At 71.2% G+C, this 21,831-nt stretch carries 19 protein-coding genes, 1 tRNA gene and 1 riboswitch; of the genes, 8 read left to right on the forward strand and 12 right to left on the reverse strand.

Annotation, left to right across the window (positions count from 1 at the left end; translation table 11 throughout):
• Positions 1-18 precede the first annotated feature (18 nt).
• A complete protein-coding gene (locus ABT354_RS15710; RefSeq protein WP_351493830.1) occupies positions 19-1,416 on the reverse strand; it encodes a cystathionine beta-synthase in 1,398 nt (465 codons plus the stop codon).
• Between the two features lie 216 nt (positions 1,417-1,632).
• Between ABT354_RS15710 and ABT354_RS15715 the strand changes: the two genes are divergently transcribed.
• The 3 genes from ABT354_RS15715 (at position 1,633) to ABT354_RS15725 (ending at position 5,274) form a co-directional block, all read left to right on the forward strand.
• On the forward strand, positions 1,633-2,811 hold the full coding sequence (locus ABT354_RS15715) for an SGNH/GDSL hydrolase family protein (protein WP_502983423.1): 1,179 nt from the start codon (positions 1,633-1,635) through the stop codon (positions 2,809-2,811).
• Between the two features lie 60 nt (positions 2,812-2,871).
• Positions 2,872-4,092, forward strand: coding sequence for an acetyl-CoA C-acetyltransferase (locus tag ABT354_RS15720; RefSeq protein ID WP_351493832.1), 1,221 nt, complete (start codon positions 2,872-2,874; stop codon positions 4,090-4,092).
• 312 nt (positions 4,093-4,404) lie between these two features.
• Positions 4,405-5,274, forward strand: coding sequence for a hypothetical protein (locus tag ABT354_RS15725; RefSeq protein WP_351493834.1), 870 nt, complete (start codon positions 4,405-4,407; stop codon positions 5,272-5,274).
• A gap of 119 nt (positions 5,275-5,393) precedes the next feature.
• On the opposite strand, the gene ABT354_RS15730 is transcribed toward ABT354_RS15725, so the two are convergent.
• Positions 5,394-5,741 carry a hypothetical protein gene (locus tag ABT354_RS15730; protein WP_351493836.1) on the reverse strand — a complete coding sequence of 116 codons (348 nt, stop codon included), beginning with the start codon at positions 5,739-5,741 and terminating at the stop codon, positions 5,394-5,396.
• Positions 5,742-5,840: 99 nt separating this feature from the next.
• Between ABT354_RS15730 and ABT354_RS15735 the strand changes: the two genes are divergently transcribed.
• The gene (locus ABT354_RS15735) at positions 5,841-6,071 is read left to right on the forward strand and encodes a DUF4287 domain-containing protein (protein ID WP_351493838.1); all 231 of its coding nucleotides are present in this window, start codon (positions 5,841-5,843) and stop codon (positions 6,069-6,071) included.
• A gap of 130 nt (positions 6,072-6,201) precedes the next feature.
• Here ABT354_RS15735 and ABT354_RS15740 read toward each other — a convergent pair whose 3' ends face one another.
• Together ABT354_RS15740 and ABT354_RS15745 are read right to left on the reverse strand one after the other, a co-directional pair.
• Entirely contained in the window at positions 6,202-7,068 is an 867-nt protein-coding gene (locus ABT354_RS15740; protein ID WP_351493840.1) for a Bax inhibitor-1/YccA family protein, read from the reverse strand.
• A 415-nt stretch (positions 7,069-7,483) separates the two neighbouring features.
• Positions 7,484-7,566 (reverse strand) — tRNA-Leu (locus ABT354_RS15745).
• 608 nt (positions 7,567-8,174) lie between these two features.
• Between ABT354_RS15745 and ABT354_RS15750 the strand changes: the two genes are divergently transcribed.
• Positions 8,175-8,945 carry an ABC transporter ATP-binding protein gene (locus ABT354_RS15750; RefSeq protein ID WP_351493843.1) on the forward strand — a complete coding sequence of 257 codons (771 nt, stop codon included), beginning with the start codon at positions 8,175-8,177 and terminating at the stop codon, positions 8,943-8,945.
• A 73-nt stretch (positions 8,946-9,018) separates the two neighbouring features.
• A complete protein-coding gene (locus tag ABT354_RS15755) occupies positions 9,019-11,571 on the forward strand; it encodes an ABC transporter permease (protein WP_351493845.1) in 2,553 nt (850 codons plus the stop codon).
• 116 nt (positions 11,572-11,687) lie between these two features.
• Here the strand turns inward: ABT354_RS15755 and ABT354_RS15760 are convergent, their stop codons facing one another.
• The gene (locus ABT354_RS15760) at positions 11,688-12,983 is read right to left on the reverse strand and encodes a class I SAM-dependent methyltransferase (protein WP_351493846.1); all 1,296 of its coding nucleotides are present in this window, start codon (positions 12,981-12,983) and stop codon (positions 11,688-11,690) included.
• A gap of 262 nt (positions 12,984-13,245) precedes the next feature.
• The gene (locus tag ABT354_RS15765; RefSeq protein WP_351493848.1) at positions 13,246-14,628 is read right to left on the reverse strand and encodes an NAD(P)/FAD-dependent oxidoreductase; all 1,383 of its coding nucleotides are present in this window, start codon (positions 14,626-14,628) and stop codon (positions 13,246-13,248) included.
• A gap of 453 nt (positions 14,629-15,081) precedes the next feature.
• Here ABT354_RS15765 and ABT354_RS15770 point away from each other — a divergent pair, with 453 nt between their 5' ends.
• Both ABT354_RS15770 and ABT354_RS15775 read left to right on the forward strand, forming a co-directional pair.
• A complete protein-coding gene (locus tag ABT354_RS15770; RefSeq protein ID WP_351493850.1) occupies positions 15,082-15,354 on the forward strand; it encodes a type II toxin-antitoxin system Phd/YefM family antitoxin in 273 nt (90 codons plus the stop codon).
• Positions 15,351-15,620 (forward strand): type II toxin-antitoxin system RelE family toxin, encoded by a 270-nt coding sequence (locus ABT354_RS15775; protein ID WP_351493853.1) that lies wholly within the window; start codon positions 15,351-15,353, stop codon positions 15,618-15,620. Before ABT354_RS15770 ends, ABT354_RS15775 begins: the two co-directional genes overlap by 4 nt.
• A gap of 30 nt (positions 15,621-15,650) precedes the next feature.
• Here ABT354_RS15775 and ABT354_RS15780 read toward each other — a convergent pair whose 3' ends face one another.
• The 6 genes from ABT354_RS15780 to ABT354_RS15805 form a co-directional block, all read right to left on the reverse strand.
• Positions 15,651-16,577: a Ppx/GppA phosphatase family protein gene (locus ABT354_RS15780; RefSeq protein ID WP_351493855.1), complete on the reverse strand. Its 927-nt coding sequence runs from the start codon at positions 16,575-16,577 to the stop codon at positions 15,651-15,653.
• A 49-nt stretch (positions 16,578-16,626) separates the two neighbouring features.
• Positions 16,627-17,169, reverse strand: coding sequence for a DUF501 domain-containing protein (locus ABT354_RS15785; protein WP_351493857.1), 543 nt, complete (start codon positions 17,167-17,169; stop codon positions 16,627-16,629).
• Positions 17,170-17,250: 81 nt separating this feature from the next.
• Complete coding sequence (locus tag ABT354_RS15790) at positions 17,251-17,721, reverse strand: FtsB family cell division protein (protein WP_351493859.1); 471 nt, start codon at positions 17,719-17,721, stop codon at positions 17,251-17,253.
• A 170-nt stretch (positions 17,722-17,891) separates the two neighbouring features.
• Positions 17,892-19,178 (reverse strand): phosphopyruvate hydratase, encoded by a 1,287-nt coding sequence (gene eno, locus ABT354_RS15795; protein WP_351493861.1) that lies wholly within the window; start codon positions 19,176-19,178, stop codon positions 17,892-17,894.
• A gap of 344 nt (positions 19,179-19,522) precedes the next feature.
• Positions 19,523-20,272: a transglycosylase family protein gene (locus ABT354_RS15800; protein WP_351493863.1), complete on the reverse strand. Its 750-nt coding sequence runs from the start codon at positions 20,270-20,272 to the stop codon at positions 19,523-19,525.
• 2 nt (positions 20,273-20,274) lie between these two features.
• Positions 20,275-20,468, reverse strand: a riboswitch (cyclic di-AMP (ydaO/yuaA leader).
• 259 nt (positions 20,469-20,727) lie between these two features.
• Complete coding sequence (locus ABT354_RS15805) at positions 20,728-21,825, reverse strand: transglycosylase family protein (RefSeq protein ID WP_502983424.1); 1,098 nt, start codon at positions 21,823-21,825, stop codon at positions 20,728-20,730.
• Between the last annotated feature and the right edge of the window lie 6 nt (positions 21,826-21,831).

Raw genomic sequence — 21,831 nt, forward strand, 5'->3', positions numbered from 1 at the left:
GTACCGGACCGCCGAGGATCAGCGCCCGCCGTCCGCGAGGAAGGCCAGCAGGTCCTGGCGGCTGATGACCCCCGTCGGCTTCCCCTCCACCAGCACGATCGCCGCGTCCGCACCGGTCGACGTCCCGAGGACGGTCATCAGATCGGCGACCGGCTCGCCCGAGCCGACCTGCGGCAGCGGGGAGCTCATGTGCTTCTCCAGCGGGTCGGCGAGCTGCGCGCGCTGGGTGAAGAGCGCGTCCAGCAGCTCCCGCTCCACCACCGAGCCGATGACCTCGGCGGCCATCACATCGGGATGGCCCGCGCCCGGCTTCACGATCGGCATCTGGGAGACGCCGTACTCCCGCAGCACCTCGATGGCCTCGCCGACGGTCTCCTCCGGGTGCATGTGCACCAGGCTGGGGATCTTCCCGCCCTCCTTGTGGCGGAGGACGTCGCCGACCTGGGCCGAGGGGCCCGCGTCCTCCAGGAAGCCGTAGTCGGCCATCCACTCATCGTTGAAGATCTTGGAGAGATAGCCGCGCCCGCTGTCCGGGAGCAGGACGACGACGACATCGTCCGGGCCGAGCCGCTCGGCCACCCGCAGGGCCGCGACCACGGCCATGCCGCAGGAGCCGCCGACGAGCAGCCCCTCCTCCCGGGCCAGGCGCCGGGTCATCTGGAAGGAGTCCTTGTCGGAGACGGCGACGATCTCGTCCGCCACGGTTCCGTCGTACGCCGTCGGCCAGAAGTCCTCACCGACGCCCTCGACCAGATACGGACGGCCGGAGCCGCCGCTGTATACAGAGCCCTCCGGGTCCGCGCCGATGACCTGGACCGCGCCGTCGCTGACGTCCTTGAGGTAGCGCCCGGTGCCGCTGATGGTGCCGCCGGTGCCGACGCCCGCGACGAAGTGGGTGATTTTCCCCTCGGTCTGGTCCCACAGCTCGGGACCGGTCGTCTCGTAGTGCGAACGGGGGTTGTTCGGGTTGGAGTACTGGTCCGGCTTCCAGGAGCCGGGGATCTCCCGGACCAGCCGGTCGGAGACGTTGTAGTACGAGTCCGGGTGCTCCGGGTCCACGGCGGTGGGGCACACCACGACCTCGGCACCGTAGGCGCGCAGTACGTTGATCTTGTCCGTCGACACCTTGTCGGGGCAGACGAAGACGCACTTGTAGCCCTTCTGCTGGGCCACGATCGCCAGTCCGACACCGGTGTTTCCGCTGGTGGGCTCGACGATGGTGCCGCCGGGGAGCAGTGCTCCGCTCGCCTCGGCCGCCTCGATCATGCGGAGCGCGATGCGGTCCTTGACCGAGCCTCCGGGGTTGAAGTACTCGACCTTCGCCAGCACCGTCGCCTGGATGCCCTCCGTGACACGGTTCAGCCTCACGAGCGGGGTGTTGCCGACAAGACCGATCAACGAGTCGTGAATGCGCACAATGATTCTCCGGGGTCTCCGTAGTGAATGCGGTCAGATTATGCGGAGCGGGACGGGATTGGGCCATGGCGCCTTCGGGGCAGTCGGCTGTTGACCGGAGGAACAGCCGACCGGAGGACCGGACGGACGGCTCACGGGATGACGGACGACTCACGGGACGACCGGACGGACGACCCAGCGGATGACCGGACGGCCGGTCACCGGAGAGGAGCGGCGGTGTCGAGAGCGAGAGTGGCACGACGGATCGCGGCGGGCGCGGCCTACGGCGGCGGTGGCATCGGTCTGCTCGGGGTGGCGACCGTGGGGGTGGTCCTCGCGGAGGTGCAGCTGGCGAAGCGTTCGGTGGGCGGGGGCACCGCGCCCCTGCCGCCCCGGGGGGACGGTCTCTACGGGCTGTCCTTCGGGCGGAGCGATCCCCTGCTGCTGGGGATGCTCGGGGACTCCACGGCGGCGGGCCAGGGGGTGCGGCGGGCCGGGCAGACCCCGGGCGCGCTGCTGGCCTCGGGGCTCGCGGCGGTGGTGGAGCGGCCGGTGGAGGTCTGCAATGTGGCCCTGCCGGGGGCCCGCTCGGACGATCTGGAACGCCAGGTGACCCTGCTGCTCGCGGACAGCTCCCGGCGGCCGGAGATCTGTGTCGTGATGATCGGCGCGAACGATGTCACCCACCGGATGCCGCCGACCGAGTCGGTGCGCCATCTGGCGACGGCGGTACGGAGGCTGCGCGCGGCGGGGGCGGAGGTGGTCGTCGGGACCTGTCCGGACCTGGGGACGATCGAGCCGGTCTACCAGCCGCTGCGCTGGCTGGCCCGGCGGGTGTCACGGCAGCTGGCCGCCGCGCAGACCATCGTGGCGGTGGAGCAGGGCGGGCGGACGGTGTCGCTGGGCGATCTGCTGGGGCCGGAGTTCGCGGCCAACCCGAGGGAGATGTTCGGGGCGGACAACTACCACCCGTCGGCGGAGGGGTACGCGACCGCCGCGATGGCGATGCTGCCGACGGTCTGCGCGGCGCTCGGGGTCTGGCCGGAGTCGGACCGGCCGGAGGCGGCCCGGGACGAGGGGGTGCTGCCGGTGGCCCAGGCGGCGGCGGAGGCGGCCCAGGAGGCGGGGACGGAGGTCACGGGCGTACGGGCGCCCTGGGCCCTGCTCAAGCGGCGCCGCCGGCGGCGGCTGCCCGGACCCGACGGATCGCCGGGGCCCGACACGGCCCCCGTACCCGAGTCCGGCACGTCCCCCGGGCCCGGCACCGCACCCGGGTCCGACCCGGCCGCCGGGTCCGACGCGGCCGCCGGGTCCGACGCGGCACACGATTCCGGAACAAACCCCGCACCCGGCGACCCCACCACACCTGAGCGCCCGCTTAGAATTGAGTCCCGCATCACACCCGACAGCCCGTGACCCGGGCGCTACCAAGAGGTAACTTCACACCCGGTCCACCCCCTCCCCTCAGGAGCCGTGATGCCCGAAGCCGTCATCGTTTCCGCCGCCCGCTCCCCCATCGGACGGGCCTTCAAGGGCTCACTGAAGGATCTGAGGGCGGACGATCTGACCGCGACCGTCATCCGGGCGGCGCTCGACAAGGTCCCCGGGCTCGACCCCGCGGACATCGACGACCTGATGCTGGGCTGCGGTCTGCCCGGCGGTGAGCAGGGCTACAACCTGGCCCGGATCGTGGCGGTCCGGATGGGCCTCGACCAGCTGCCCGGCTGTACGGTCACCCGGTACTGCTCCTCCTCCCTCCAGACCACCCGGATGGCCTTCCACGCGATCAAGGCGGGCGAGGGCGATGTCTTCCTCTCGGCCGGCGTGGAGATGGTCTCCCGCTTCGCCAAGGGGTCGTCGGACAGCCTGGCGGACACCCAGAACCCCCTCTTCGCGGAGGCCCAGGCGCGTACGGCCAAGGTCGCGGAGGGCGGCGTCGACTCCTGGCACGACCCCCGGGAGGACGGGCTGCTCCCCGACCCGTACATCGCGATGGGGCAGACCGCGGAGAATCTGGCCCGGCTCAAGGGGATCACCCGCCGGGAGATGGACGAGTTCGGCGTACGCTCGCAGAACCTCGCCGAGCGGGCCCTCGCCAACGGCTTCTGGGAGCGCGAGATCACCCCGGTCACCACGCCCGACGGCACCGTGGTGAGCAAGGACGACGGCCCCCGGGCGGGGGTCACCCTGGAGGGCGTGGCGGGGCTGAAGCCGGTCTTCCGGCCGGATGGCCTGATCACCGCGGGCAACTGCTGCCCGCTGAACGACGGCGCCGCCGCGCTGGTCGTCATGAGCGACACCAAGGCGCGGGAGCTGGGGCTGACCCCGCTCGCCCGCATCGTGTCCACCGGGGTCTCCGCCCTCTCCCCCGAGATCATGGGGTACGGCCCGGTCGAGGCGAGCCGCCGGGCGCTGGCCCGTGCGGGGCTGGCCGTCGGCGACATCGACCTGGTGGAGATCAACGAGGCCTTCGCCGCGCAGGTGATCCCCTCCTACCGGGACCTCGGCATCGACCTCGACCGCGTCAATGTCAACGGCGGCGCCATCGCCGTGGGCCACCCGTACGGCATGACCGGCGCCCGGATCACCGGCACCCTGATCAACAGCCTCCAGTTCCATGACCGGCAGTTCGGGCTGGAGACCATGTGCGTGGGCGGCGGACAGGGCATGGCCATGGTCATCGAGCGGCTGAGCTGAACCGCCCCGGGCCCGAGCAGCAGCGCACCGGGCCCGAACGGCACCGCCTCCGTGTCCGAACAGCACCGCCCCCGCGCCTGAACAGCGTGTCCGGCCGTCGATCGGGCCGTCCATCACCGCGTGACCAAAACTCCCCCAGGATGTGATCTCACCCCTGGGTGAGAGTCATTTCCCCAGGTCAAACCCATAAACGGGTAAAGCGCGGGCCAAAAGTCCTGTCCACTTGGTGACGTAATGCACTGACCGCGGGGTCCCCACGCGCCCCAAGCTGAGGTAGGAAGTCGGGGTGTCGATCGAACCGGGAGTACGTCAGTGAGCGCTCTGTCCCTGGCCCTGCTGCTGACCACCGCCGCCACGACGGTTGTCGGCGCCGCCGCCCTCATCGTCCTGCGCGGGATGCGCGAGCAGCTCGCCGCGGTCCGCCGTGAGCTGGCGCGGGCCACCGCGTCGGCCCAGGACGGGCTCATGCCCCTCGTACCGCACGCCCGTCCCACCCCCGTCGCGGAGATACGCGCGGCCGTCGCCGAGGCGCTGGCCGAGGAGCGGGAGCGGGAGCTGGCCGAGGCACGGGCCTTCTGGGCCGCGCAGGAGAGCCGGGACGCCGCCGAGGCGACCGCGCTGCTCGGCGCGGAGCCCCCCGCCGCGCCCGGCGGCACCACCACCGCCGACCTCATCGACGAGCCGCCGTTCTATGTACCGCGCCAGAGCGACTTCGTCGGGCTGGACTCCCTGGACCTGGACGCCGCCGACACCTACCTGGACGAACCGGCCGGGCGGGGCGAGGGCGCCGGGCCGGATTTCCCCGAGGACTCCCCCGAGCTGGCCGCCGCCCGCCGCCGGCACCCCTCGCACCCGGACTTCGTCCCGGACCGCTCGGTCGTCAGCGACCACGAGCGGACCACGGCCCGGCTGGAGCGGCTGGCCGCGGCCAGGACCGAGCTGGCCGATGTGCGGCCGGGCCCGCTGGGGACGCTCGATGTCTATGTCTTCGCCGACGGGACCACGCTCTGTCTGACCCCGGGCCACCGGGAGACCGCCGAGCAGCTGGCGGGCGCCCTGCGTGCGGGCGAGCCGCCGGTGCTGCTGGGCGGCTCGTCGATCTCGGGCGCGTACGCCCTGACCTTCGTCTGCGGCACCGAGACGGTCTATCTGCTGGCCGACCGGGTGATCGTCTCCCTCTGACGCGCCCCGCCGGACCCCTGCCGGGCCCATCGGCCGAGCCCGCGCCGGACCGGCGCGCGCTGGAACCCGGGGGCGCCCAGGGGCACCCGGAGGCAGGCACCGGCAGGCACCGGCGCGCGCTAGAACCCGGCGCGCGCCGCCGCCGCGCGGACCAGCGCCACCGCCTCGGCCAGCTCCGCCGTACGCTCCGCCGCCGGAGTACCACCCTCCGGCGCGGCGGTCCGCAACGCCTCCGCCAAATCCATTCCGGCCACAGTCACTTGATCGGCCACCGCGAACATCCCGGCGTCGGGCATGATCAGCGGCGCCGTGTCCGGTTTCTCGACCAGCTGGGCACGGCGTGCCAACTCCCTGGCCAGCTCCAGTCCCTCCGCCGCCGCCCCCCGCTGGAGGCGGCTCTGCGGGGCGGCCCGCAGCCGGTCGGCGAGGCGTTCGACGGCGGTGGTCAGATCGGTCGTATCCAGCACGCCACGACCCTATGCGCAGGGCCTGGAGTGTTGCCAATACGTCCGGCCTCAGGCACGGTGGCGGGAAGGAGCACACGCGCAACGCGTCCGGAGGCGCCGATGTCCCAAGTCTTCTCCGAAGAGACCCACCGCAACCTCCTCGCCCGCATCCCCCAATGCACCGGTCGTGAGATCTCCGACTGGCTGCGCACCGTGGAGAACGGCCCGTCCCTCGCCCGTTTCGAGGAGAAGGTCAGCTGGCTCCGGGGCGAGCACGATCTGTCGCACGGGTACGCCAAGGCCATCGTCCATGAGTACGACCTGCGGCGAGCCGCCCGCAAGCTCTTGTAGCCGGGCGGGACCCGACCGGGTTCCGGAGACGGCGGAGGGCCCGCAGGCGGTGTGCCTGCGGGCCCTCCTTCTGTCGCGCGCCCTGTCTCCGTGACCGCCCGGGGCTGCCGGGCGGTATCGGCCGGACGGGTCAGTCGTCACCCTGGAGGATGGACAGCAGTCGCAGCATCTCCAGGTAGATCCAGACGAGGGTCAGGGTGAGGCCGAAGGCCGCCAGCCAGGACTCCTCGCGCGGAGCGCCGTAGGTGAGACCGTCCTCGACCTGCTTGAAGTCCAGGGCGAGGAAGCAGGCGCCGAGGATGACGCCGATCAGACCGAAGACGATGCCCAGGGCACCGCTGCGGAAGCCGAGGCCGTCGCCGCCGCCGAAGACGGCGAAGAGGAGGTTGACGGCCATGAGCAGGACGAAGCCCATCGCGGCGGCACCGACGAAGCCGGCGAAGCGGCGGTTCACCCGGATCCAGCGCTTCTTGTAGGCGATGAGCACACCGGCGAAGACCGCCATGGTGCCCAGGACCGCCTGTGCCACCACACCGTCGGCGATGTAGGTGGAGACGGCGCTGGAGATCACGCCGAGGAAGACGCCCTCGAAGGCCGCGTAGCCCAGGATCAGCGCCGGGACCGGCTTGCTCTTGAAGGCCTGGACGAGCGCCAGCACCATCGCGACGAGCGCGGCGCCGATGGCGATGCCGTACGACTTGCCGATGCTGTCGGAGTCGACGGGCAGCAGGAACCACGACAGCACGGCGGTGACGACGACCGTGCCGAGCGTCATCGCGGTACGCGAGACGACATCGTCGATGGTCATCACGGTGCCGGGGGCGGGAGCCTGCGTCTCCGCGGTGGCGTAAGGGTTGGTCGCGTACGGGTTGGTGGCACCCTCTGCGTACGGGTTTCCGGCGACGGGTCCCCCGGCCTGCGGCTGCGCGTTGAAGCCCGCATAGCCGTTGTCGCGGCTGAACCCCCGTCGCGAGAAGACCGGGTTACTGCTCCTCATCTCACTCCTCCATGGCCGCCGAGCGCGGCCTTGCGTCAAGAGTAATGGGCGCGCAAAGCAAGAGACCTAGTGCTGAGGGAGGATCTTTCCCGATTGTGACCTGCGCGACCGCCCTCCCGGGGCGGTGTCGCGGGCGGTGTCGCGGGGAGGTGCCGGACCGCTCCCGGAAACAGGCGGAACACGGCGGATGACCTGAAGGTGTGACAAGGAGGTGCGGATCACACTGGACGGGGCCGATCGGGGCACTCACGGACGGACCGGTGGATCACCAAGGGCCCGGAGAGGGATCGGGGGCGCGCCCGGGGCGAATCAGGGGTGCGCCGGGGGTGGTGCGAAGGCGCTCCGGAGTGCGACGATGAGCGTCGCAGACAGTCAAGGATTCAACTACTCCGGGTGCAATTTCAGTCACGGAGAGTGCCCGGAGCCGGACTCGAACCGGCACGGCCATGAAGGCCAGCGAGGTTTAAGCTCGCCGTGTCTGCATTCCACCATCCGGGCCAGGAGCGTGGCTCCGCGTAAGCACTTGAGCCTATCCGGGTAGATCCCTCCCAACGGCGGCTCCCTGGCCCGATGTTGTCTTATTTTATTGCCGCTTGAGGGTGTGTCAGCCCAGGTGGAAGAGGATCGGGTGGAGCCCGTCGGCGACGCCCGGACGGACACCCGCCGATGAGCGATTGACCGAAACTCGCTGCAACCGACGAGGGCCGGATGCCATCCGCCTCCCTCGCACCCCGTACGCACGACCCCCGCACCCCGCCTCCACCGAACAGTCACGCGACGCTCACAGGAGCGAGCGGGGCGTGCCCTCCGTCGTACACAGAGCCGAAGGGCGATCACGCTCCGCAGCCGTGCCCCCTCCGGCCCGCCGGGCCCGCCCCGCCCCGGGCGCCCCCGCCGCCTCCCCCCGCTCAGGGACGCCCGTCATACCAAAGGAGGACGGCCGCCCTCCCCGGTCCGACCAGAGGGGGCCCCGCGAACGGGCATGGGGGCTGACGCGCCGGGGCAGGCGCCGCGAAAGGATGGAGCCGTCCCCATGAGGCGGTCCCCCGCAGTGACCGTCCCCCGGACCGCCTCGAATCTCGACCTCCCGAAATGGAGCGCCCTCAGTGACCACCACGCCCACCGCTTACCGCGCCACCGCCGTGGCCGCCCGCGCCACGGACCTGTCCAAGGTGTACGGGGAGGGCGAGACCCAGGTGGTCGCTCTCGACCGGGTGACCGTCGACTTCCGGCAGGCCGAGTTCACCGCGATCATGGGGCCCTCCGGTTCCGGCAAGTCGACCCTGATGCACTGCGTCGCGGGGCTCGACAGCTTCAGCTCGGGCTCGGTGCGGATCGGGGACACGGAGCTGGGCTCGCTCAAGGACAAGCAGCTCACCCAGCTCCGCCGGGACAAGATCGGCTTCATCTTCCAGGCGTTCAACCTGCTCCCCACGCTGACCGCGCTGGAGAACATCACGCTGCCCATGGACATAGCCGGCCGCAAGCCCGACAAGCAGTGGCTGGACAGCGTCATCGACATGGTGGGTCTCTCCGCCCGGCTGAGCCACCGCCCCACCCAGCTCTCCGGCGGCCAGCAGCAGCGCGTCGCGGTCGCCCGCGCCCTCGCCTCCCAGCCGGAGATCATCTTCGGTGACGAGCCCACCGGAAACCTCGACTCCCGCTCCGGCGCCGAGGTCCTGGGCTTCCTCCGCAACTCCGTGCGCGAACTGGGCCAGACCGTGGTGATGGTGACCCACGACCCGGTGGCCGCCTCCTACGCGGACCGGGTCATCTTCCTGGCCGACGGCCGGATCGTGGACGAGCTGGAAAACCCCAACTCCGATCAGGTGCTCGACCGGATGAAGGCGTTCGACGCCAAGGGCCGGACCAGCTGAGCCGTACCACCCAGCCGCCCTCCGGACCCTCAGGGCGCGCCCGTGCGGCGTGCCCTCGACCCAGGACTTGAACATGTTCCGTACCGCCCTGCGCAATGTGCTCGCGCACAAGGCCAGGCTGCTGATGACCGTCCTCGCCGTCATGCTCGGCGTGGCCTTTGTCTCCGGCACCCTGGTCTTCACCGACACCCTCGGCAACGCCTTCCGCAACCAGACCGCCAAGAGCTTCGACAAGACCGCCGTGGTCATCGACAGCCCGGTGATCGAGAGCGGCCACGACACCACCTACAGCGGCCTCTCCACCGCGACCCTGAAGAAGATCGGCGAGGTCGACGGCGTCGACCAGGCCGTCGGACGGGTGAGCGGCTTCGCCGGCGTCGGCGACCAGAAGGGCAAGCTGATCGGCAGCGGCTGGTCCAACCGGGGCGAGAACTTCTTCCCCGGTGCGGACGGCAAGGACGCCGCCTTCGACTTCACCCAGGGCACCGGCCCGGTGAAGAGCGGCCAGATCGCCCTCGACAAGGAGACCGCGAACAAGGGCGACTACCAGGTCGGCGACACCGTACGGGTCGCCACCAACGGCCCGGTCGCCGAGTACACCCTCTCCGGCGTCTTCACCACCGAGGACGGCGCGGTGAACGCGGGCGGCAGCCTGGTCCTCTTCGACACCACCACCGCCCAGAAGCTCTTCCTCAAGCCCGGCCACTTCAGCCAGATCACCGTGCTGTCGACGGCGGGCGCCTCCGACGACCGCATCCTCGCCGACGTCAAGAAGGTGCTCCCCAAGGACGCCGACGCCCAGACCGGGCAGAAGCTCGCGGACGACGAGGCCAAGTCCATCCAGCGGGAGCTGAGCGGCCTCAACCAGATGCTGCTGGCCTTCGCCGGTATCGCGCTCTTCGTCGGCATCTTCCTGATCGCCAACACCTTCAGCATGCTGGTCGCCCAGCGCACCAAGGAACTCGCCCTGCTGCGCGCCATCGGCGCCGCTCGCGGCCAGGTCCGGCGCTCGGTGATCATGGAGGCCGCGGTGGTCGGCCTGACCGCCTCCATCATCGGCTTCGTCCTCGGCCTCGGCCTCGCCACCGCGCTCCGCAGCGGCATGGACGCCTTCGGGGCGAAGATCCCGAACGGCCCGCTGATCATCTCCACCCAGGCGGTCGTCTCCGCGCTCACCGTCGGTGTGCTGATCACCGTCCTCGCCGCCTATCTGCCCGCCCGCCGGGCCGCGCGGATCGCCCCGATCGCCGCCATGAGCAGCGCCCATCTGCCGGAGAGCGCCAAGTCCCTGCTGGTGCGGAACATCATCGGCGGTGTGCTCACCTTCGCCGGTCTCGGCTCGATCCTGGCCGGTGCCGCCTCCGGCGGCAGCGGTGGCCGCTGGCTGATCGGCCTGGGCGCCTTCCTCTCGCTGATCGGGATCATCGTGCTGATCCCGCTGCTCTCCCGCCCGGTGATCGCCCTGGCCCGGCCGCTGCTGGACAAGGGCTTCGGCGTGGCGGGCAAGCTCGCCCGGCAGAACGCGCTGCGCAACCCGCGCCGTACCGGTGCCACCGCCTCCGCGCTGGCCATCGGCCTCACCCTGGTCACCGGTCTCACCGTCATCGGTGTCACCCTCGGCCAGGCCATCGACAAGGCGACCACGGACAACGTCCGCGCCGACTACATGATCCAGATGGCGAACTACGACGCGCTGGACCGCTCCACGCTGACCGCGCTCCGGGAGACCGAGGGCGTCACCGCGGTCTCCCCGATCCAGCGGTTCAACTTCGAGATCAAGGGCATCGAGGAGCCGGCCGCCGCGGTCGTCCCCGGTGACATCGAGAAGGTCGCCACCCTCAAGACCCTCTCCGGGAACCTGGACACCCTCGCCAAGGGCCAGGTCGCCATCGCCGACAAGCTCGCCGAGAGCCGGGGCTGGAAGGTCGGGGACGTGCTGCCGGCCTCCTTCTACAAGGGCGGCGACTACCGCGAGAAGGTCAAGGAGCAGCTGACCGTCGGCGCGATCTTCACCGACAACGACATGGTCCGCCAGGTGCTGGTCTCCACGGAGCTGGCCGGGGCCTACGACCCGACGCCGTACATCGAGCAGCTCTGGGTCGCCATGGAGGGCGGCGAGAGCGACGCCAATGAGCAGGCGCTGGTGAACGCCCTGGGCAAGAACCCCGCCATCGACATCATGGACAAGCAGGAGATCCGCGAGACGTTCGGCACCATCATCAACACGATGCTGAACATCATGTACGGCCTGCTGGCGATGGCCCTGATCATCGCGGTCCTCGGGGTCATCAACACCCTGGCGATGTCGGTCTTCGAGCGTCAGCGCGAGATCGGCATGCTGCGGGCGATCGGTCTGGACCGGGGCCGGGTCAAGCGCATGATCCGCCTGGAGGCCGTGATCATCTCGCTCTTCGGCGCGGTGATCGGCATCATCCTCGGCACCTTCCTGGCCTGGGCGGTCGGCGAGACCTTCAAGGACAGCATCCCCGGGTACGAACTGGTGCTGCCCTGGGAGCGGATCGGACTCTTCCTGCTGCTCGCCGGTGTGGTCGGCGTCCTGGCCTCGCTGTGGCCCGCCCGCAGCGCCGCCCGGCTGAACATGCTGACGGCGATCAAAACCGAGTAGACACCCGTCCCCCGGGGAAGGGCCCCGCGGTCCCGGCTTCATGCCGGAACCGCGGGGCCCGTTTGTGTTCGGTGTTCTGTACGTCTTGTGGTGTACGGGGGTACGCGCCGGGAGGGTCAGTTCCAGGTACGGGTACGCAGCGGCAGCCCGGAGCCGCCGTCGGGCGGGGTCCGTACCGCCAGGATCTGGTTGACGCCGATCCGGTTCCGTTCGAAGGCCAGCGCCGACGCCGCCATATAGAGCCGCCAGACCCGGGCCCGCCCCGGCGAGGTGAGCGCTGTCGCCCGCTCCCACTCGTCCTCCAGGGCCGCCACCCAGCGGCGCAGGGTGAGGCCGTAGTGCTCCCGGATCGACTCCACGTCCCGCACCTCGAAGCCCGCCTCCTCCAGCGCGCCCACGGTGGTCCCGAGCGGGGACAGCTCCCCGTCCGGGAAGACATAGCGGTCGATGAACTCGTCCGCCCGGTGGACCGTGCCCTCGCCCTCGGGGCGGCGGGCGATCTGATGGTTGAGCAGCCGTCCGCCGGGGAGGAGCAGACCGTGGAGGCGGCGGGCGTACTCCCGGTAGCGGTCCTGGCCGACATGTTCGGCCATCCCGATGGAGGCGATGGCGTCGTACGGGCCGTCGGTGACGTCCCGGTAGTCCTGGACGCGGATCTCGATCAGGTCGGTGAGCCCGGCCGCGGCGGCGCTCTTGCGGGCATGGCCGGCCTGTTCCCGGGAGAGGGTGACCCCGGTGACCCGGACGCCGTACTCGCGGGCGGCGTGCACGGCGAGGGAGCCCCAGCCGCACCCCACGTCCAGCAGCCGCATGCCCGCGCCGAGGCCGAGCTTGCGGCAGACCAGGTCCAGCTTGGCACGCTGGGCGTCCTCCAGGGTGAACTCCGCCCGGTCCGCCCAGTAGGCGCAGGAGTAGACCATGGTGGGGCCGAGGACCAGCTCGTAGAAGGCGTTGCCCACGTCGTAGTGGTGGCTGATGGCGGCCCGGTCCCGGCGGCGGGTGTGGGCGACCCCGCCGCGCGGGCGGACCTCCTCGGCGGGGGCGGCCGGCGGGGGCAGCGCCCCGCCCAGCCGGATCAGCTCACGGGCGGCCCGGCGCAGCCGGGGGTCGCGTGCCGCGCGGACGCGGTGGCCGAGGATCGGGGGCCCGGTGGCGCCGAGGTCGATGAGGCGGTCCAGCGCGGTGTAGAGGTCGCCCTCGACATCGAGGTCGCCCGCGACCCAGCCGCGGGCGAGGGCCAGCTCGCCCGGCCGCCACAGCAGCCGCCGCAGGGCCCTGCGATGGCGGACGACCAGGACGGGCCCGTCCGGCGGGCCCGACTCCGAACCGTCCCAGGCCCGCAGCCGGAGCGGGAAGGGGGCGGCGAACAGTTCTCCGGCGAGGCTCGTCAACCGCGCTGCGGCGTCGGCCATGGCGCACACCTCCGTGGTGGGGTCGGTACGGGTGGCGTGACGTCCTCAGGGCCGCCGCCACCCTCGACGACGTGGCTGCTCCCCAGAACACGCCGTGCACTCAGGGTGCTTCCCCCGTACGCCCGTACCCCCACGGTTTGCGCCACGGTCCCCCTCGCACGGCGGTGCGACGGGGGGCGACGCGCCGGGTTCCGGACATGGCGAAGGGCCGTCCGCACCACGGATGGCGGACGGCCCTTCGTTCAGTGACCGGGGTCCGGGCTCAGCCGGCGGCCTTGGCCTTCTCGGGCGCCGGGGCGGCGGCGGCCGGGGTGGGCTTGGCGGCCTCGTAGAACTCCTCGCGCGGCGACTGGATCGCGCCGAGCGAGACGACCTCGCGCTTGAGGAACATGCCGAGCGTCCAGTCGGCGAAGATCCGGATCTTGCGGTTCCAGGTCGGCATGGCCATGCCGTGGTAGCCACGGTGCATGTACCAGGCGAGACGGCCACGGAGCTTGATCTTCATCTTGCCCATGACGATCATCGCGACGCCCTTGTGCAGGCCGAGGCCGGCGACGGCGCCCTTGTTCGCGTGGCTGTACTCCTTCTGCGGGAAGCCCCGCATACCGGAGATCACGTTGTCGCCGAGGACCTTGGCCTGGCGGAGCGCGTGCTGGGCGTTCGGCGGGCACCAGGCGTTCTCGACACCGGCCTTGCGGGCGGCGACATCGGGGATCTGGGCGTTGTCGCCCGCGGCCCAGATGTAGTCGCTGCCCTGGACCTGGAGGGTGGTCTGGGTGTCCACATGACCGCGGGGGCCGAGCGGCAGACCGAACCGGGAGAGCGCCGGGTTCGGCTTCACACCGGCGGTCCAGACCACGGTGTTGGCGTCGACCTCGAGGCCGTTCTTGAGCACCACGTGCCCGTCGACGCAGGAGTCCATGGAGGTCTGGAGGTAGATCTCGATCCCGCGACCCTCCAGGTGCTCCTTGCCGTACTGGCCGAGCTTGGGGCCCACCTCGGGAAGGATCTTGTCGGCGGCGTCGACCAGGATGAAGCGCATGTCCTCGCGCTTCACGTTCCGGTAGTACTTGGCGGCGTCGCGCGCCAGGTCCTCGACCTCACCGATGGTCTCGGCGCCCGCGAAGCCACCGCCCACGAAGACGAAGGTCAGCGCCTTGCGGCGGACCTCCTCGTCCGTGGTGGAGTCGGCCTTGTCGAGCTGCTCCAGCACATGGTTGCGGAGCCCGATGGCCTCCTCGATGCCCTTCATACCGATGCCCTGCTCGGCGAGGCCGGGGATCGGGAAGGTACGGGAGACCGCGCCGAGCGCGACCACCAGGTAGTCGAAGGGCAGCTCGTACGCCTCGCCGACGAGCGGCGCGACGGTGGCGACCTTGCGGTCCTGGTCGATGGTGGTGACCCGACCGGTGAGCACCTCCGCCTTGGGCAGCACGCGTCGCAGCGGGACGACGACATGCCGGGGCGAGATGCTGCCGGCGGCGGCTTCGGGGAGGAAGGGCTGGTACGTCATGTACGAGCGAGGGTCGACGACCGTGACGGTCGCCTCGCCGTACCGCATCTTCTTCTGGATGCGGCGCGCCGCGTACAGGCCAACGTACCCACCGCCTACTACGAGGATCCTGGGACGCTCCGTGGTGCTCATGCCATCGAGTATCCACCCCCCTGTCGGGGGGTGCTCGTGAGCCCCTTCACAAGATGTTGGGTGACCCGTGCTACACTGCGCGGCCCGCCAGGGCCGGATCGGGCCCCGAAAAGCGGACCACTGGGGCACCACAAGCCCCTGAACCCCCTGTGAGCTGGCACTTAACCCTTCTTTACAAGTGGACCACAGGCGGTGTTCACACAACGGCAATACGCCCGGAACCACCCCGCCCCGCCCCCCGGGGGCCAAATGGCCCACGAGAGAGGGTCTTTTGGCCCCACACGGCGCCCAGCAGGGGTCTTTTCCTTGTGAAGAACTTCACGAACCTGTTTTACGGGCGGCCCCCAGGGCCCCTGAGCAGGGGCCCGCGCCGCCCCGATGGCGATGCGGGCGACACCCGAGCGGCCCGGCGAAGAACCCACGCGTGTACACCTCGCCGCGTACACTTTTGCCATGACTGAGACGAGCGTGACCGTCCGGGAGGCCCGCGCGCATCTGGCGGACCATATCAACCGCGCCGAACAGGGCACCCCCACAGTGATCACCCGCAATGGAGTCCCGGTCGCCGCCGTGGTTCCGATCGCGGACTTCGAAGCGCTGGAAGAGGCGGCCGATGTGCTGCTGGCCCGGGAGGCGGAAGCGGTCCTGGCCGAGGACGGGCCCACCGTCACCATGGCCGAATTGCTGGCGGACCTGTTCACCGAGCACACCGACCACGCGGCATGAAGTACGCGTTCCGGTTCACCGCGGCGGCCCAGCGGCAACTCCGTGCCATCGACCGGCCCGCCGCGATGCGCATCCTGGCCGCGTTGACCGCGCTCGGGGACGATCCGTACCGCGAGGACGCGGACATCAAGAAGCTCACCGGCCCGTCAGGGCTCTACCGGCTCCGGGTCGGCAGCTACCGGGTCGCCTACCAGGTCCAGGACGGGGAGCTCCTCATCCTGGTCGTCAGGGTCGGCGACCGGCGCGACATCTACCGGGGCATCTGAGCAGCGGCGACAGCCGCTGGGCCGGGTCCTCTAAGCAGGGTCCTCCGCCGCGCTGAAGGCGATGCCGTCGAGGATGTCGTGCTCGCTGACGATCACCTCGGAGGCGCCGATCCGGTCCATGATCGCGAGGAGGATCAGCGCGCCCGCGACGATGACATCGACCCGGCCCGGGTGCATCACGGGAATGGCCGCGCGCTCGGCATGGGTGGACTTCGTCAGTCGCCGGGTGATCTCCGCGACCCGGTCGTAGGGGATACGGGCGTGATGGATGGCGTCCGAGTCATAGGCGTCGAGGCCCAGCGCGACGGCGGCGACCGTGGTGACCGAGCCGGCCAGCCCCACCAGGGTCCGCACACCCCGGAGCAGCACGGTCTCCTCGACCAGGTCGAGCGCCGCCTCGATGTCCGCGCGGACGGCCGCCAGCTCCGCCTCGGCCGGCGGGTCGGAGCGCACATGGCGCTCGGTCAGCCGGACACAGCCGATGTTCACCGAACGCGCCGCCTCCACCCCCGTACGGCCGACGACGAACTCCGTGGAGCCGCCGCCGATGTCGACCACCAGCCGCTCCTCGTCGCCGCGCAGCTCGGTGGTGGCCCCGGTGAAGGAGAACGCGGCCTCCAGCTCACCGCTGATCACCTCGGGCTCCACCCCGAGGATCTCCCGCACCCCGGAGACGAACGCGTCCCGGTTGGAGACATCCCGGGAGGCGGAGGTCGCCACGAACCGCACCCGCTCCGCGCCCAGCTCCGCGACGACCGCCGCGTACTCCCGGCAGGCGGCGAAGGTGCGCTCCAGCGCCTCCGGGGCGAAACGGCCGGTGCGGTCGACGTCCTGGCCGAGCCGGACGATGGTCATCCGGCGGTCCAGCTCGGTCAGGGTGCCCGCGTACGGGTCCACATCGGCGACCAGCAGACGGATGGAGTTGGTACCGCAGTCGACAGCGGCGACCCGGGTCATGCGTGACTCCTCGGAAGGTACGGAGGGGAAGGCGGGAAAGGGGGACGGGTCAGCCGGCCGCGGCGCCCGCGGGCTCCTGGCACGGAGTGACACAGGCACCCTTGCGCCACCACTCCGGCAGCATCGCGATGGCCTCGTCGCCCAGCGGATTGACCCCGGGCCCCGCCGCCAGCGAGTGGCCCACCAGCACATGGAGGCACTTCACCCGGTCGGGCATGCCACCCGCGCTGGGGAAGTTCGCCAGCACCTCGATGGCGTCCCGGCGCGCGATGTAGTCCTCGTGCGCGGCCCGGTAGGCGTCCGCCAGCTCCGGGTCGGTGGCCAGCCGCGCCTGCATCTCCTTCATCACCCCGTTGGCCTCCAGCGTGCCGATGGCCGAGGCGGCCCGGGGGCAGGTCAGGTAGTACAGGGTCGGGAAGGGGGTGCCGTCGGGCAGCCGGGGCGCGGTCTCCACGACATCGGGCAGGCCACAGGGGCAGCGGTGGGCGATGGCCCGCAGCCCGCGCGGCGGACGGCCCAGCTGCTCCTTGAAGGCGGCGATGTCCGCGTCGGTCGGCTCGGTCGGTTCGGTGTGGGGAGGAGGGGTTTCCATGCCTGCCTTGGCTCTGATGGTCTCGGTGGTTCTGCCGGGGGACGGGCCCGGCGGGGTCCGCGCGCCGGGCCGGGGTGCCGGTCAGCGGCGGTCAGCGGTGTCGACTCCGTCCCAGACATTGGAGTACCAGGCACGGCCCTCCGAGCCGTTTCCGGTACGCGATCTGGGGGACGCCTCGGGGTCGATCATCGTGTAACCGGCCTCGCCCGGCAGCACATAGTGCAGATGCTCACGGGCCAGCCGGCGGATGTACATCTCGTCCTGGAGGCGGGCCTTCTCGTCCCGCAGGCCCTCGACCGCCGCTTCCGCGTCGGCCATCCGCTCCCGCTGCTCGGCCATGTCGCCGCGCTGGGCGACGTACTGGCGCATGGGGTAGGCGAGCGCCACCACCAGGGAGCAGACGACCAGGGCGAGAAAGGCGGCACGGCCGGTGAGCCGGGAGCGGCGGGCCTGCCGGCGGTTCTGGGAACGGTAGACACGGGCCGCGGTCTGCTCGCCGAGCAGCCGCAACCTGGTCGCGGTGGAGAACCGGTCGCGGTTCCTCCCGGCCATGTCGTCTCCCGCCTCCCCTGCTCACCGCTGCTGCCGGACGCGGTCCCGGCCGTCCGGGGACACACCCGCGTCCCCGGACACGGTACGGGACCGCGGCCGGGGACGCCGGTACGACGGGCCAGGGCACGGGCCGCCGGGGTGCGGCGGCCCGTGCCCCGGGCCGGGATGCGTCAGCCCTTGAAGCGGGGGAACGCGCTGCGGCCGGCGTAGACGGCGGCGTCGTCGAGGATCTCCTCGATACGGAGCAGCTGGTTGTACTTGGCGACACGGTCCGAGCGGGCCGGGGCGCCGGTCTTGATCTGGCCGCAGTTCACCGCGACCGCGAGGTCGGCGATGGTGACGTCCTCGGTCTCGCCGGAACGGTGGCTCATCATGCACTTGAAGCCGTTGCGCTGGGCCAGCTCGACGGCGTCCAGCGTCTCGGTAAGCGAGCCGATCTGGTTGACCTTGACGAGGAGCGCGTTGGCCGAGCCCTCCTCGATGCCCCGGGCGAGGCGCTCCGGGTTGGTGACGAAGAGGTCGTCGCCGACGATCTGGACCTTGGAGCCCAGCTTGTCGGTGAGGACCTTCCAGCCCGCCCAGTCGTCCTCGTACAGCGGGTCCTCGATGGAGACCATCGGGTACGCGGAGACCAGCTCCTCGTAGTACTCGGTCATCTCGGCGGCCGAGCGGGACTTGCCCTCGAACTCGTAGACGCCGTCCTTGTAGAACTCGGAGGCGGCGACGTCGAGCGCCAGCGCGATGTCCTTGCCCGGGACGTAACCGGCCTCCTTGATCGCCTCAAGGATCAGGTCCAGGGCGGCGCGGTTGGAGTCCAGGTTGGGGGCGAAGCCGCCCTCGTCGCCGAGGCCGGTGGAGAGGCCCTTGGTCTTCAGCACCTTCTTGAGGGTGTGGTAGACCTCGGCGCCCCAGCGCAGCGCCTCGGAGAAGGACTCCGCGCCGATCGGGGCGATCATGAACTCCTGGATGTCGACATTGGAGTCCGCGTGGGATCCGCCGTTCAGGATGTTCATCATCGGAACGGGCAGCAGGTGCGCGTTCGGGCCGCCCAGGTAGCGGAAGAGCGGCAGGTCGCTGGCCTCGGAGGCGGCGTGGGCCACGGCGAGCGAGACGCCGAGGATGGCGTTGGCGCCGAGGGAGGACTTGTCCGGGGTGGCGTCCAGGTCGAACATGGCCTGGTCGATCAGGCGCTGCTCGGTGGCGTCATAGCCGACCAGCTCGGGGCCGATCTGCTCGATGACGGCGAGGACGGCCTTCTCGACGCCCTTGCCCTGGTAACGGTTCTGGTCGCCGTCACGGAGCTCAAGGGCCTCGAAGGCACCGGTGGAGGCACCGGAGGGCACGGCGGCACGGCCAGTGCTGCCGTCGTCGAGGCCGACCTCGACCTCGACCGTGGGGTTGCCTCGGGAGTCCAGGATTTCCCGGGCTACGACGACGTCGATGGACGGCACGAGCATCTCCTTCTGGGATGTGACGCATGGAGTGCAGGGCCGCGTTCGGCCTTGCGACAAGAGCCTAACCGGCGAGCGGGTGCGGTCCGGGCGGATGCCCGCCCGCTGGGACGAAAAAGGGTAAGAAGTACATCAGAGCGGTGCAGGGCGCTCGAAATCTACTGCCGGGTAGCGGCGCGGCCCGCGACGGCGCGCCGTACGGAGGCCCCGGACCCGGAGAGCCGGGAGGCCCGATCCCGACGACTCAGGAGTCCCGGACCCGGACAGCCGGGAGCCCCGGTCCGGTGCGAACGGGGGGAAACGCACCGGACCGGGGCGGTCCGTCACCCGGGCGAACCGGGGGGCTCCGGTCAGCGCAGGTGCAGCTGCTGACCGACGTAGATCACATCGGCGTTGTCGACGATGTCCTCGTTCAGCTGGAAGAGCTTCTGCCAGCCACCCTTGACCTTGTGGTCGTCGGCGATGGAGCTGAGCGTGTCGCCCGCCTTCACCTTGTACTCGCCGTCGCCCTTCAGGAAGCCCTTGGCCGGGGCCTGGGACTGCGGGGCGGACTGCTGCGGCTGGGCGGCCGGGGCGGAGCGCTCGACCGAGCGGGTCACCGGGGCCTCGGCGCGCTGCTGGGCCGGGGCGGACTGCTGCGGCGCCTGCTGCTGCGGGGCCTGGGTCTGGGGGGCCGCCGGCTTGGCCGGGGCGGCCGGGGCCGAGCCACCGCCGTACGGGGTGTTGGACAGGCCGACACCACAGCTCGGCCAGGCACCCTTGCCCTGGCCCTTGAGGACCTTCTCGGCGATGGCGATCTGCTGCGCCTTGGTCGCCTTGTCGGCGGTCTGGGCGTAGGCGGTGCCACCGAAGGCGGCCCAGGTGGAGGCCGAGAACTGGAGGCCGCCGTAGTAGCCGTTGCCGGTGTTGATGGACCAGTTGCCGCCGGACTCGCACTGGGCGACCTTGTCCCACTCGGAGGCGGTGGCGGCCGTGGCGGTGCTCGCGCCCATCAGCGGGGCGGCGACGGCGGCACCGGTGACACCGGCGAAGGTGACGACGCGGGTGGCGCGGTTGAACGCCGAGGGACGGCGGTGCTTGCCCTTGCCCGAAAGCAGCATGGAGATCTCCTCACCGACGCCTGCGAGGTGAGCTGTCGGGTTCGGGCCGCATGAGTTGCCCGGTCGCGCGGTGTGGCGCACGACTTCACCCCTAGCCGGTGGGCCGCTTCGGCGACCGGTTCACGAACCGGTCGTCAGCGGCCTGGGCCGGCACTTACCTTGGGTCCCCCGCTCCTGCCTTCGGCGCTTCGCGCGACGACTTTTCCCCCCGACCGACGGCAGGATTCGGCGTTTCGGTCAGTGGTGCCCGCGGTGGCGAGCGGTTCAGACCGTAGACACAGCCCGGTCTGTTGTTCAAAGAAGAACATCGGGGAAAAATCGCCCATCTCGCAACTCCGGATCCTTATATATCCGCAGGTGGGGCATGGGATGGGCGATTCCGGTGAGCGGGGTTCGCCCGATTTCGCAAAGAGACCCTTGTCTCATTTCAGCAAACTCGGACAAACCCCATCCAACTACTTCGGTGTCGCGCTCAGATCCAGGCTCTGACCAGGGTGGATCAGGTCGGGGTCCTCGCCGACCGTGTCCTTGTTCCGCTCATAGAGGGAGCTCCAGCCGCCGTCGAGCTTCCGCTCCTCGACGATGACCGAGAGGTTGTCGCCGGGGCGGACCGTGTACGAGGACGGCGAGGTGTCGGCGGTCCCGGTCGCGGTGGTGTCCCCGGCCGCCGGGACCTCGGTACGGTCGGCGCCGGACCGCGAGGGATGGGCGGTGTCGGTCGCACGGTCCTCGGCCGCCCCGGTGGCGCCGGGCGCCTCCTTCGTCTCCGCGCTCCCACCGGTGGCGGGCAGCTCCGCACGGCCGGCGGTGTCCGCGCTCTCGTCGGCGGCGGGCCCCCGGTGCTTGCCGGTGGCCTTCCCGGCGGCGTCCTTGCCCTCGGCGGTGGTGTCCGCGCCGTCCTCGGTACGCGCGGGGGCGGCCGCCTCCCGGTCGGCCTCGGCGCCGGTGCCACCGGAGCCGCCCGTCCCCGTCGCCTTCTCCGTCTTCTCCGCCGTCCCCGGTGCGGACCCCTCGGGCGCCTCGGTGGCGGTGCCCCCGGCCTTCCCGGTCCTGGGCGCCGGGTCGCCGGTGGACTCCTTCGCGGCGGACCCCTTCGTAGCGGAGTCCTCCGTGTCCTTGGTGCCCGGCTCCTTCGCGGCCGTCCCCTTGGCGCCCTGGTCCTCGGCGCCGCCGGTGCCGGCGGTCGTCAGACCGGCCATCTCCGCGCAGGAGGCCCACGCCTTGGCGCCCTCGGCCGCCAGGACCTTCTCGGCCACGGCTATCTGATGGGCGCGGCTGGCGAGATCCGGGCGGGACGCGTACTCCAGACCGCCGTACGCCTCCCAGCTGTTCTGCGAGATCTGGAGGCCGCCGTAGTAGCCGTTGCCGGTGTCGGCGCTCCAGGCGCCACCGCTCTCGCACTCGGCCACCCTGTCCCACGCGGTGGTCTCGGCGGCGGTCGCCGAACCCGCGCCGAGGAGCGGGAGCGCGATGGCCGAGCCGGCCACCCCTGCCGCGACGACGAGGGCCGGAGCCTGACGGGGTCGGCGATGTCGACCATTCCCGGAGAGCATGCGGTT

The organism is Streptomyces sp. NPDC000594 (assembly GCF_040299965.1).
Taxonomy (GTDB): Bacteria; Actinomycetota; Actinomycetes; order Streptomycetales; family Streptomycetaceae; genus Streptomyces.

Coding starts and splice junctions, on each gene's coding strand:
- ABT354_RS15755 (WP_351493845.1), top strand. CDS start 9,019: ATGTTCCGTACCGCCCTGCGCAATGTGCTCGCGCACAAGGCCAGGCTG.
- ABT354_RS15775 (WP_351493853.1), top strand. CDS start 15,351: ATGAAGTACGCGTTCCGGTTCACCGCGGCGGCCCAGCGGCAACTCCGT.
- ABT354_RS15800 (WP_351493863.1), bottom strand. CDS start 20,272: ATGCTGCTTTCGGGCAAGGGCAAGCACCGCCGTCCCTCGGCGTTCAAC.
- ABT354_RS15760 (WP_351493846.1), bottom strand. CDS start 12,983: ATGGCCGACGCCGCAGCGCGGTTGACGAGCCTCGCCGGAGAACTGTTC.
- ABT354_RS15720 (WP_351493832.1), top strand. CDS start 2,872: ATGCCCGAAGCCGTCATCGTTTCCGCCGCCCGCTCCCCCATCGGACGG.
- ABT354_RS15805 (WP_502983424.1), bottom strand. CDS start 21,825: ATGCTCTCCGGGAATGGTCGACATCGCCGACCCCGTCAGGCTCCGGCC.
- ABT354_RS15790 (WP_351493859.1), bottom strand. CDS start 17,721: ATGGCCGGGAGGAACCGCGACCGGTTCTCCACCGCGACCAGGTTGCGG.
- ABT354_RS15765 (WP_351493848.1), bottom strand. CDS start 14,628: ATGAGCACCACGGAGCGTCCCAGGATCCTCGTAGTAGGCGGTGGGTAC.
- ABT354_RS15740 (WP_351493840.1), bottom strand. CDS start 7,068: ATGAGGAGCAGTAACCCGGTCTTCTCGCGACGGGGGTTCAGCCGCGAC.
- eno (WP_351493861.1), bottom strand. CDS start 19,178: ATGCTCGTGCCGTCCATCGACGTCGTCGTAGCCCGGGAAATCCTGGAC.
- ABT354_RS15785 (WP_351493857.1), bottom strand. CDS start 17,169: ATGGAAACCCCTCCTCCCCACACCGAACCGACCGAGCCGACCGACGCG.
- ABT354_RS15735 (WP_351493838.1), top strand. CDS start 5,841: ATGTCCCAAGTCTTCTCCGAAGAGACCCACCGCAACCTCCTCGCCCGC.
- ABT354_RS15780 (WP_351493855.1), bottom strand. CDS start 16,577: ATGACCCGGGTCGCCGCTGTCGACTGCGGTACCAACTCCATCCGTCTG.
- ABT354_RS15770 (WP_351493850.1), top strand. CDS start 15,082: ATGACTGAGACGAGCGTGACCGTCCGGGAGGCCCGCGCGCATCTGGCG.